The organism is Sulfurihydrogenibium yellowstonense SS-5, from assembly GCF_000173615.1.
Lineage (GTDB): Bacteria > Aquificota > Aquificia > Aquificales > Hydrogenothermaceae > Sulfurihydrogenibium > Sulfurihydrogenibium yellowstonense.
In genome coordinates, this window is the sequence record NZ_ABZS01000041.1 from 1 (window position 1) to 10,363 (window position 10,363).

General features: G+C 33.8%; 12 protein-coding genes and 1 tRNA gene. 10 read left to right on the top strand and 3 right to left on the bottom strand.

Annotation, left to right across the window (positions count from 1 at the left end; all coding sequences use genetic code 11):
- Positions 1–6 precede the first annotated feature (6 nt).
- From SULYE_RS02625 to SULYE_RS02635, 3 genes are all read right to left on the bottom strand, one after another.
- Positions 7–579, bottom strand: a complete 573-nt coding sequence (locus tag SULYE_RS02625) for an S-adenosylmethionine:tRNA ribosyltransferase-isomerase (protein WP_007546227.1) — start codon at positions 577–579, stop codon at positions 7–9.
- Complete coding sequence (locus SULYE_RS02630; protein WP_007546228.1) at positions 576–800, bottom strand: DUF2905 domain-containing protein; 225 nt, start codon at positions 798–800, stop codon at positions 576–578. Before SULYE_RS02630 ends, SULYE_RS02625 begins: the two co-directional genes overlap by 4 nt.
- Positions 801–822: 22 nt before the next feature.
- Positions 823–895, bottom strand: a tRNA-His gene (locus SULYE_RS02635).
- A 59-nt stretch (positions 896–954) separates the two neighbouring features.
- On the opposite strand from SULYE_RS02635, the gene kdsA reads away from it, so the two are divergent.
- From kdsA to moaD, 10 genes are all read left to right on the top strand, one after another.
- Positions 955–1,737, top strand: a complete 783-nt coding sequence (gene kdsA / locus SULYE_RS02640) for a 3-deoxy-8-phosphooctulonate synthase (RefSeq protein WP_007546229.1) — start codon at positions 955–957, stop codon at positions 1,735–1,737.
- Between the two features lie 124 nt (positions 1,738–1,861).
- Complete coding sequence (locus SULYE_RS02645; protein ID WP_007546230.1) at positions 1,862–2,968, top strand: fibronectin type III domain-containing protein; 1,107 nt, start codon at positions 1,862–1,864, stop codon at positions 2,966–2,968.
- A complete protein-coding gene (locus SULYE_RS02650; protein ID WP_007546231.1) occupies positions 2,965–4,224 on the top strand; it encodes a class I SAM-dependent RNA methyltransferase in 1,260 nt (419 codons plus the stop codon). Before SULYE_RS02645 ends, SULYE_RS02650 begins: the two co-directional genes overlap by 4 nt.
- Before the next feature lie 91 nt (positions 4,225–4,315).
- Positions 4,316–6,064, top strand: coding sequence for a biosynthetic-type acetolactate synthase large subunit (gene ilvB, locus SULYE_RS02655; RefSeq protein WP_007546233.1), 1,749 nt, complete (start codon positions 4,316–4,318; stop codon positions 6,062–6,064).
- A gap of 3 nt (positions 6,065–6,067) precedes the next feature.
- The gene (ilvN, locus tag SULYE_RS02660) at positions 6,068–6,631 is read left to right on the top strand and encodes an acetolactate synthase small subunit (protein ID WP_007546234.1); all 564 of its coding nucleotides are present in this window, start codon (positions 6,068–6,070) and stop codon (positions 6,629–6,631) included.
- On the top strand, positions 6,632–7,234 hold the full coding sequence (locus tag SULYE_RS02665; protein ID WP_007546236.1) for a hypothetical protein: 603 nt from the start codon (positions 6,632–6,634) through the stop codon (positions 7,232–7,234).
- A 231-nt stretch (positions 7,235–7,465) separates the two neighbouring features.
- Positions 7,466–8,464: a ketol-acid reductoisomerase gene (gene ilvC, locus SULYE_RS02670; RefSeq protein WP_007546238.1), complete on the top strand. Its 999-nt coding sequence runs from the start codon at positions 7,466–7,468 to the stop codon at positions 8,462–8,464.
- Between the two features lie 20 nt (positions 8,465–8,484).
- The gene (locus SULYE_RS02675; protein ID WP_007546240.1) at positions 8,485–9,111 is read left to right on the top strand and encodes a CDP-alcohol phosphatidyltransferase family protein; all 627 of its coding nucleotides are present in this window, start codon (positions 8,485–8,487) and stop codon (positions 9,109–9,111) included.
- Between the two features lie 9 nt (positions 9,112–9,120).
- Positions 9,121–9,786, top strand: a complete 666-nt coding sequence (locus tag SULYE_RS02680) for a 2,5-diamino-6-(ribosylamino)-4(3H)-pyrimidinone 5'-phosphate reductase (RefSeq protein ID WP_007546242.1) — start codon at positions 9,121–9,123, stop codon at positions 9,784–9,786.
- Positions 9,776–10,018, top strand: a complete 243-nt coding sequence (gene moaD, locus SULYE_RS02685) for a molybdopterin converting factor subunit 1 (protein WP_007546244.1) — start codon at positions 9,776–9,778, stop codon at positions 10,016–10,018. The genes SULYE_RS02680 and moaD overlap by 11 nt, the downstream gene beginning before the upstream one ends.
- Positions 10,019–10,363: the final 345 nt, after the last annotated feature.

The window sequence follows — 10,363 nt, forward strand, 5'->3', positions numbered from 1 at the left end:
TTTTCTTTATTTTTCTAATAACTCTTTTGTAAAATGAAGTCCGGCTGTTGGAGATGCTACTGAGCCCTCTTTTTCTGCAAACACTGTTTGATAATAATCTTTATCTTTCTCTTCATCTTCCCTTTCTATATAGGGTGGAAGTGGTATATGTCCATACTTTTCTAAATCAGATTTAATATCTTTACTATGTATTTTTACAATTGCTTTTTCATCATCTTTACTTAAAAATTCAACGTAAAAATCGTCTGATATTATTATTTTTTGATTCTTTTTTAGCCTTCTTACGTTTTTTATCAAAGCTTCCCAAATGTTATCTTCAATAGGTCTAAGTAAAAAAACCTCAATGTTTGCGTTTGTTTTTTCTTTTTTACCAATCAATCTCGCAGGAATAACCTTTGTGTTGTTTAAAACTAAGGTATCTCCCGGCTTTAAGTAATCAATAACATCTCTAAATATTCTATGTTCTATGGTTTTATCTTTTCTGTCTAAAACCATAAGCCTGCAAGAGTCCCTTGGCTGGGCCGGATATTTTGCTATAAGCTCTTTTGGAAGATGGTAATCAAAATCTGAAAGTTTCATTTTGATAACTTGGAGATGAGAGTTAAAATTAGCGTTAGCAAAATACTTAAAATTATAGAAGTCGTTAATGGAAAATAAAAGGTAAAGTTATCTCTTTTGATTAAGATATCTCCGGGTAATTTACCTAAGCCAAGTGGTAGTTTTTCTATGAATAATAGAAGAATACCTATTAAGATTATAAAAAATCCTATAAAAATTAGAGATTTGCCTATGCTATCCATTTGTTGGCTTCCTTAAAGTAAGGGAGGATGACGGGACTTGAACCCGCGACCCCAAGGGCCACAACCTTGTGCTCTGCCGACTGAGCTACATCCTCCATTGAGAGATATATATTATAATATCTATCATTAAATTTTGCAATAATTGGAGCTTATAATGTTTACAATAATAGCAGGTCCATGTGTAATAGAAAGTAAAGAGATATGCTTTGAAGTTGCCCAGGTTTTAAAATCCCTTCAAGAAAAACATAAAAATGTTAGATTTGTGTTTAAATCTTCTTTTGATAAAGCAAACAGAAGCAGTATAGATTCTTTTAGGGGCAAAGGTTTAGAGTATGGTTTAGCTGTTTTAAAAGATGTAAAAGATACTTTTAACCTTCCAGTGCTGACTGATATTCATGAAAGCTATCAAGCAAAACCTGTGGCGGAAGTGGTAGATATTTTACAAATTCCTGCATTTTTGTGCAGACAGACAGATTTATTGCTTGCGGCGGCAGAAACAGGCAGAGAGATAAATGTAAAAAAAGGACAGTTTTTAGCACCTTGGGATACTAAAAACATTGTTGAAAAGCTTAAATTTGGCGGAGCAACAAAGATTTACCTAACAGAAAGAGGAACAACCTTTGGATATAATAATCTTGTTGTAGATTTCAGAAGCTTGCCAATCATGAGACAGTATGCACCTGTCATTTATGATGCAACCCATAGCGTACAACTTCCAGGAGGACTTGGGAAGGTATCGGGCGGTCAAAGAGAGTTTGCATATCCATTGGCAAAAGCTGCCATCTCTGTTGGCGTTGATGGATTATTCTTTGAAACCCATCCAGACCCAGACAAAGCCTTGTCAGATGGACCAAACCAAATACCGCTAAAAGAATTTCCCAATATTGTAGAAAATTTATTAAAACTAAGAGAGTTTATTCTTGAAAATGGGATTTAAGTATAAGAATTTTATTAAAGATGCTACTTTACCTGTCGCTCTGCAGCCGGTGAAAAATCTCATAAATTTAATTCTCGCATTTCACCCTTTAAAAGAGAAGGTCTTTCAGACTAAAGTCTTCAGGATGACGAGAAAAAACAAGCCTACAAAAATTTTAGAATACTATCATAACAGATTTAATCATTCTATCCATGAGCGAAAAATCCCATTTTTCACATTTCCGATTTTTCAAAAAACATTAAAGGAGGAAGTTTTTTATAGGCTACAGTTTGGCAAAAAAGCAAGAAATTTCCAGCCTAAAGTTTACGAAAAATCTAATTTTTATTTAAACTTCTTACAAAGTACGTTAAAAATCTTTTTATTTATCCTTCTACTTACAACCTTTTCCTGTGGTGTTAAAGGAAATCCAAAACCACCTCCATCAATCACACCTAAGCCGGTAGAAGACTTAACTATAAAACAGTATGATGGAAAATTTTTAATCTACTTTAACTATAGCCCACTTTATACCGATGACAGACCAATGAAGGAGGATTTTAAATTTATCATTTATAAAAATTCAAAGAAATTTGACACAAACCTTTTTAAAGAAGATACTACATATTGGTTTTTTGACAGTGTAGAAAGTAAAGAAACCTGTTATCAAATCCAGGTAAAAACAAAACATAAAGAAAGCACATTGTCAAAACCTGTTTGTATAGTTGGAAAAGCTATAAACATAGAAAAGCCAAAACCATTATCAATATCCATTGTTGAAGATGGACTAAAATTAACTATCCCAGAAAATGGAACCTTTAACATTTACAAAGTAAAAGATGAATCTGACTTTTATCCAATACCTTACAAAAAAGTAGTAAAAGAAAAAGAATTTATAGATACAAACGTTGAGCTTGATAAAAGATACTGCTATTACTATACGGCTTTGATTGATGATGTAGAATCAGAAAAATCAGACACAGTTTGCAAAACATTTAAAGATATTTTCCCGCCACTTCCGCCGGAAAATGGTAAGTTGATTGTGGATAAAAATGAGGCTATAATAATATTTGAACCAAGTAAATCTAAGGATGTTGTAGGATATATCTTTTACAAAAATTCTAAAATAATCAACAATACTCCTATCAAAACATACTACTTTATTGATAATGATTATAAACCTGGAGATGTTTATTATGTTGAAGCCGTAGATAAAGCAGGAAATAAAAGCCAAAAATTGGAGATAAAAGAATGAAATTAAAAATAGAAAAAGTTGTTTACGGTGGATACGGATTAGCTAAAGAAAACAATACAGTTTATTTTGTTCCTTACACTTTGCCGGGTGAAGAAGTTGAAATAGAAGTAGTAGAAGATAAAAAAGATTACAAGCTTGGAAGATTGGTTGATGTATTAAAACCATCTGAGTATAGAGTAAATCCAGCATGTGAATACTTTACAGCATGCGGCGGATGTGATTTTCAGCACACGACTTACGAAAACCAGCTTTTATTGAAAAAAGAAATTTTAAAAGACCAGCTTCTAAGAATTGGAAAGATTGAAACAGAAATAGAAAAAATAATTCCATCAAAAGAGCCTTTTAGATACAGAAATAAAGCCCAATTAAAATTTGACGGAAAAAATCTTGGCTTTTACAAAAAAGATTCAAACGATTTAGTTAATGTAGATTACTGTCTTTTGTTAAAAGAAGATATAGAAAAACTACTAAACCCATTAAAAAAATTTCTCATAAAGTATGCAATAATGCCTTCTAACATTCATATTTTCTCAAACACAAAAGAAGAAAAGCTGATTAGATTTGAATTTTTAGATGAAAGTCAGTTTTCAAACATCGTCTACGATATGAATATCTTTAGAGAAGAGATTGATGGAAAAATCAAAGGAATAGGTTTTTATGCCAAACATAAAAGATATTCCTTACTTGGTGAGGATGTAGTCTTTGAAAACGTTGGAGATCATAAATTTAGAGTAAGTATGGACAGCTTTTTTCAGGTAAATGTATATCAGATAAAAAATCTGATTGACGAAGTAGTAAGTGAAATTAAAGACGAAGGTTTTAAAAAAATGGTAGATTTTTACTGTGGAGTTGGAACTTTAACAATACCAGCATCAAAGTATGTAAAAGAAGCTCTTGGAATAGAAAGCAACGAAGAAGCTGTAAAAGATGCAAAGGCAAACATAAAACATAACAAATTAAAAAATGTTAAATTTTTAAAAGCTCAAACAGAAAAAGGCTTAAAGTATGCAAAAGACTTTCTGCCAGAAGCAGTAATTTTTGACCCGCCCCGTAGCGGCTTAAACAGAAAAATAGTAAACGAAATTTCACAAATCCAAACAGTTAGAAAAATTATTTACGTTTCCTGCGACCCGTCAACTTTATCAAGAGACTTGAGACAGTTTTTAGAAAATGGATTTAGGTTAAAAAAAGTTAAATTAATAGACATGTTCCCCCAAACCTATCATATTGAGAGTATAAGCGTATTGGAAAGATAGAGAGAATAATAAAAATCATAATAATTATTTAAAAAGCTTTATAATATTTATTCATTCAAAGAAGATTTTTATTTAAAAAGGAGTTTCTGTCATGACTAAAGAAAAAAGAGGAGCAGATATAGTAGTTGATGTTTTAATAAAAGAAGGTGTTGATACTGTTTTTGGTTTACCCGGTGGAGCAATAATGGAAGTTTACGATGCACTATTTGATGCTCCATTTAGAAACGTACTGACAAGACATGAGCAGGCTGCATGCCATATGGCTGATGGATATGCAAGAGCAACAGGAAAAGTAGGAGTAGTTATAGCCACGTCAGGACCGGGAGCCACAAACCTTGTTACAGGATTGGCTACTGCATACATGGATTCAATTCCGCTTGTTGCAATAACAGGCCAGGTTCCAAGACACTATATAGGAACTGATGCATTTCAAGAAGCAGACGTTATAGGCATCACAAGACCAATCACAAAGCATAACTTCTTAGTAACTGATATAAAAGATTTACCCCTTATTTTAAGACAGGCATTTTATATAGCAAGAACCGGAAGACCCGGACCTGTTTTAGTTGATATCCCAAAAGACATAACTCAGCAAAAAACAACTTACAAAATGCCAACAGACGAAGAAGTTAGAGAATCTTTACCCGGATACAACCCACATACAGAAGGAAACCCGGTTCAGATAAAAAAAGCTGCAGAACTGATTAGAAAAGCAACAAGACCGGTGTTATACGTTGGTGGTGGCGCCATTCTTTCAGATGCTGCAGAAGAAATCTATAAATTGGCACACTTAGCCCAAATACCGGTTACTACAACAAATATGGGCAAAGGAGCATTTCCGGAAACTGACCCTCTTTCATTACACATGCTTGGAATGCATGGAACATATTACGCAAACATGGCTGTTTATCATAGCGATTTACTTATAGCTGTAGGAGCAAGATTTGACGACAGAGTTACAGGAAAGATAAATGAATTTGCACCGGAGGCTAAAATCATCCATATTGATATAGACCCGGCATCTATTAGTAAAACCATAACAGTTGACGTTCCAATCGTTGGTGATGTTAAGAATGTTTTAAGAAAGCTTATTAAAGAGTTAGAAGAAAAACCCGTTGAATGGATCGCAGCAAGAGAGCAATGGCTTAAACAGATTAACGAATGGAAAGAAAAGCATCCATTAAATTACAGAAAGTCTGATAAAATAATTAAGCCTCAGGCGGTAATAGAAGAGATATACAATATAACTAATGGAGAGGCTATAATCTCTGCCGGCGTAGGACAGCATCAAATGTGGGCTGCAATGTTTTATAAATATAAATATCCAAGACAATTTTTAAACTCTGGCGGTCTTGGAACAATGGGGTTTGGTTTTCCGGCTGCTGTTGGAGCTAAAATAGGAAGACCGGATAAAACAGTATTTGCCATAGAAGGCGATGGCTCATTCATAATGAACGTCCAAGACTTAGCAACAGCTGTTCAGTATAGAGTTCCGGTAAAAATAGCCATAATAAACAATGGATTTCTTGGAATGGTAAGACAGTGGCAACAATTTTTCTACGATAGCAGGTATGCAAGCGTATGTTTGTCTGTTCAGCCAGATTTTGTAAAATTGGCAGAAAGCTTTGGTGCTGTAGGTCTTAGAGCAACAAAACCATCAGAAGTAAGGGAAGTATTATTAAAAGCTATGGAAATAAACGATAGACCTGTTTTAATGGATTTTGTGGTTGATAGGGAAGAGAATGTTTTACCAATGGTGCCAGCAGGAAAAAGCTACAGAGAAATGATATTGACACCTAAGCAAAAAGGCGAAGCAGAAACTATGTACTTAGTGGGGTAAAAAATGAGCGATATTAAAGTTTTAAAAGTTAGACCAGAGCCAGAAAAAGTAATAAGAAAACATATCATCACCGTAAAAGTTCAGCATAACTTTGGCGTTTTAGCAAGGATAACCGGACTTTTTGCCGGCAGAGGCTATAATATAGAAAGCTTAACTGTAGGCAGAACCCATGAGCCAGACATTGCAAGAATTACAATAGTAGTAGAAGGTGATGAAAGAGTAATAGAACAGATCATAAAACAACTTAGAAGGCTGATAGAAACGCTAAAAGTAAAAGATATTACAGATTTACCGCACATAGAAAGAGAGCTTGCACTGATAAAGATATACACTGCTGACGACAGAACGAGAGATGAAATAATGAGGCTTGTCTCAATTTTTAGAGCAAAAGTTGTAGATGTATCAACAGATAGCTACACAGTAGAAATTACAGGAGATAATGAGAAGATAGAAGCTTTTATTAATCTTATTAAACCTTTTGGCGTTAAAGAAATGGCAAGAACCGGAACGCTTGCCATGGTTAGAGAGTCTGCTAACATAAAGATGGAAAAGGGAGATAAAGAGTAAATGAAAGCTTTTAATATTTTTTTAGTTTTAAGCTTAGCCACTATTTCTTTTGCTCAAGAGATAGGTATAGCTAAAACAAGCGTAGAAAATTTACCAGAAGGCTATGGTGAGGTTTTTACACAATTCTTATCTCAAAACTTAGAATCTTCTGAAGCTGTACAAAAAGGGAAAGATTATCTTTTTACAATCTACCCATCTATAAGCTGGGAAGGAAAAGCTTACAACATATGTTTCAAAACATATAAAGTAAACAGTCTTTACTCTTCTCAATGTATAACTGTCAATTATGCAGAAGATATATACGATAGACTTAAAACTTTGTCTAATTCAGAATTCTTTAGATTAAAAAATCTAAAACAGCAGCAGGTTTCTGTTAAAGTAAAATTGGATAAACCTGTAAATTATGATAAAGTTAAAATTACATCTCTAAGAGGTGATAGCTTAACAAGGTATGTTTCTGTAGTAAAAAACGGAAAAAGTGATTTAGACTTAGGAAATGCATCTTTAAACTTAAATATCGTGGTCTTGCCCGAAGAAGGAGCTGAAAAGCTCTTTAAAAGCTTATTAGAAAATAAAAAAGTTGAATCGTTAGTATTAGAATAACGTATAATATACCTTGGGTGAGAAATTAGCGGTTTTTTATAAAACTAAAAAAGTGATCCTTCGGACTAAAGTCCTCAGGATGATGGGGAAAGGTTGAATGATAAGCATTAAAGGAAGGATAACCTTGGATGTCATTCTGCAGCCGGCGAAGAATCTTATACTTTTATTAAATTTCTCACTCAACTTAAATAATAACGTATAATATACAGAAAAAATTTATAGGAGGAAGAAATGGCAAATATTTATTACGATGAAGATGCATCTTTAGACTATCTAAAAGATAAAACGGTTGCAATCATTGGATACGGTAGTCAAGGGCATGCTCATGCGTTGAATCTAAGAGATAGCGGAATAAAAGTTATAATCGGTCTATTGGCTGGTAGCAGGTCGATTGAAAAGGCAAAAGCAGAAGGATTTGAAGTTTACTCACCGGATGAGGCTGCAAAAAAAGCAGATGTAATAATGATTCTTACACCGGATACGGTTCAACCAACATTATATCAATCGGCTATCTTACCAAACCTTGACGAGGGTAATGCACTTGCATTTGCACATGGATTTAACATACACTTTGGACAAATAGTTCCTCCGCCTTATGTAGATGTATTTTTAGTTGCACCAAAAGGACCGGGTCATTTAGTAAGATGGATGTACGAAGAAGGAAAAGGTGTTCCTGGATTGTTTGCAGTTTATCAAGACTTTACAGGAAAAGCAAGAGAAATAGCAATGGCTTATGCGAAAGGAATTGGAGCAACAAGAGCAGGATTGATTGAAACAACATTTAAAGAAGAAACAGAAACAGACTTGTTCGGAGAACAGGCAGTTTTATGCGGTGGAGCTACAGCTTTAATAAAGGCTGGATTTGAAACATTAATAGAGGCTGGATATCAGCCGGAGGTTGCATATTTTGAATGTTTACATGAATTAAAACTTATTGTTGATTTAATATATCAATATGGAATCTCAGGAATGAGATACTCTATTTCTGATACAGCAAGATACGGTGACGTTACAAGAGGAAAGAGAGTTTACGAAGCTGTAAAACCTATTTATAAGAAAATACTTGAAGAAATTCAAGAAGGTGAATTTGCTAAGGAATGGATTTTAGAAAACGTAGCTAACAGACCACACTTTAACGCACTTGTCAAAAAAGATGAAGAGCATCCGGTAGAAAAAGTAGGAAAAGAGTTAAGAAAAATGATGCCTTGGCTTGGCGGAAGAGGTTTATAAAAATTAACAGGATTTAAGAAATGAACTTAACATCAAAAAGAAAGCAGTTAAAAAAAGTATATGAACCGGTTGGGGTCCTCCTTGCAAGGAGGACCAAAATCACACCAAACATTATAACCATAATATCTGTTATCTTCGGAGTTTTTGCCGCAATTTCTTTCTTTAAAGAAAAGCCACTTCTTGGTGCAATGCTACTATTTATAAGCGGATTTTTTGACCTTTTGGATGGTGTCGTTGCAAGAGAAAGAGAAAAAGCATCTAAGTTTGGTGCAGTGTTTGACTGGCTTGCTGACAAATTTGTAGATGGATTTTTATTATTTTTTATTGGCATTACATACTCAACACCATATTTAACAGCAATAGCAATAACAGCAAATATGCTCCACACATTCATAAAACCCGTTGCATACGCAGAAATCGGCTTTTCTAGCAGAACTAAAGGAAAGATAGATGACCCATTAGAAGGCGTAGGATTTTTTGGAAGACCGGAGACACTGCTTACAATAATAGTTTTTTCTATATTTGAACATTTTAAAATCTTTGGTGGTCTTGAGTTTGGATTTGTAGTAATAACAGCATTGACTACCCTTTCTTTATTACAAAGAATAGTATACTTGTACATCAAGTATAACAAAGATTACGACTAAGAGGAAATCATGAAAAGACCTTATGTAATAATTGTATCTGAAGTTACGGTAGACGGTAAGCTAACACTTAGTAAAGGTGTTTCTTCAAAAGAAATCATGAAATTTATGGATGAAGAAGCTAATCGATACCTTCACGAAACACGGGCAAAAGTTGACGGCATAATGGTAGGAGCAGAAACTATCAGAACAGACAATCCATATCTCACAGTAAGGTATGTATCAGGAAAAAATCCAACAAGAATAATACCAACATCAACTGCATATATCCCGCCGGATGCAAACATTCTCAAAAAAGATTCTCCAACTATCATTGTAACAACAGAAAAAGCACCGAAAGAAAGATTAAAAATGTTGTCTGAAAAAGTTGAAGTAATCATAGCAGGAAAAGAAGAAGTAGATTTAATCAAAATGATGGATATTTTATATAATAGAGGGATCCGTAATTTAATGGTAGAAGGTGGGTCTACTTTAAATTGGAACCTAATAAAAAATGGTTTGGTAGATGAAATAAGAATCATTCATATGCCTTTTATAGTAGGTGGAACAGATACTCCTACATTGGTAGGTGGTGAAGGATTTAAATCCTTAGAAGAAGTTGTAAAACTTAAACTTAGAGCACATTTTATGAGAGGGTCTCATCTCATCACAGAATGGGAAGTTAAGTATGAAGGTTAAGGTTTTGTATTTTTCACAAGTAAAAGATAAAGTTGGAAAAAACGAAGAAGAAATAGAATTTGAAGGAAAAACACTAAAAGATTTGGTTGATGTGTTAGTCAATAAATATCCACATATTGAAGATATTTTAAAAAGGTCTATGTTTGCTGTAAATGAAAGTTATGAGACTATGGATTATAATTTACAAGATAACGACATAATTGCAATCATCCCACCTGTGAGCGGTGGATAAGCTAATTATTTACTCTCAGCCGACCCAGTCAACTTTAAGCCTAAAGACTGCTTGTAAAAATCCACATCGTCATTCTGCAGCCGGCGAGAAATTTCCTGATTTTCTTTTAAATCAAAAAAAGAAATTTTTCGGACTTGCGTCCTCAGGAAGACAAAAAGGTGAATTTTACAAAAATTTTTACATCACTTCCATTAATTAGATTGGCAAATAAGTTATTGAAAATCAACGTGAGAAAAATTTAGCATATAAAAGCACGGCTACATGCTTACGTGCACATAGCCGTGTTGAAAGGGTTTATTTATCAAGATTTTTGTAGCACATCCACCAATCGAGACATTCAATTTC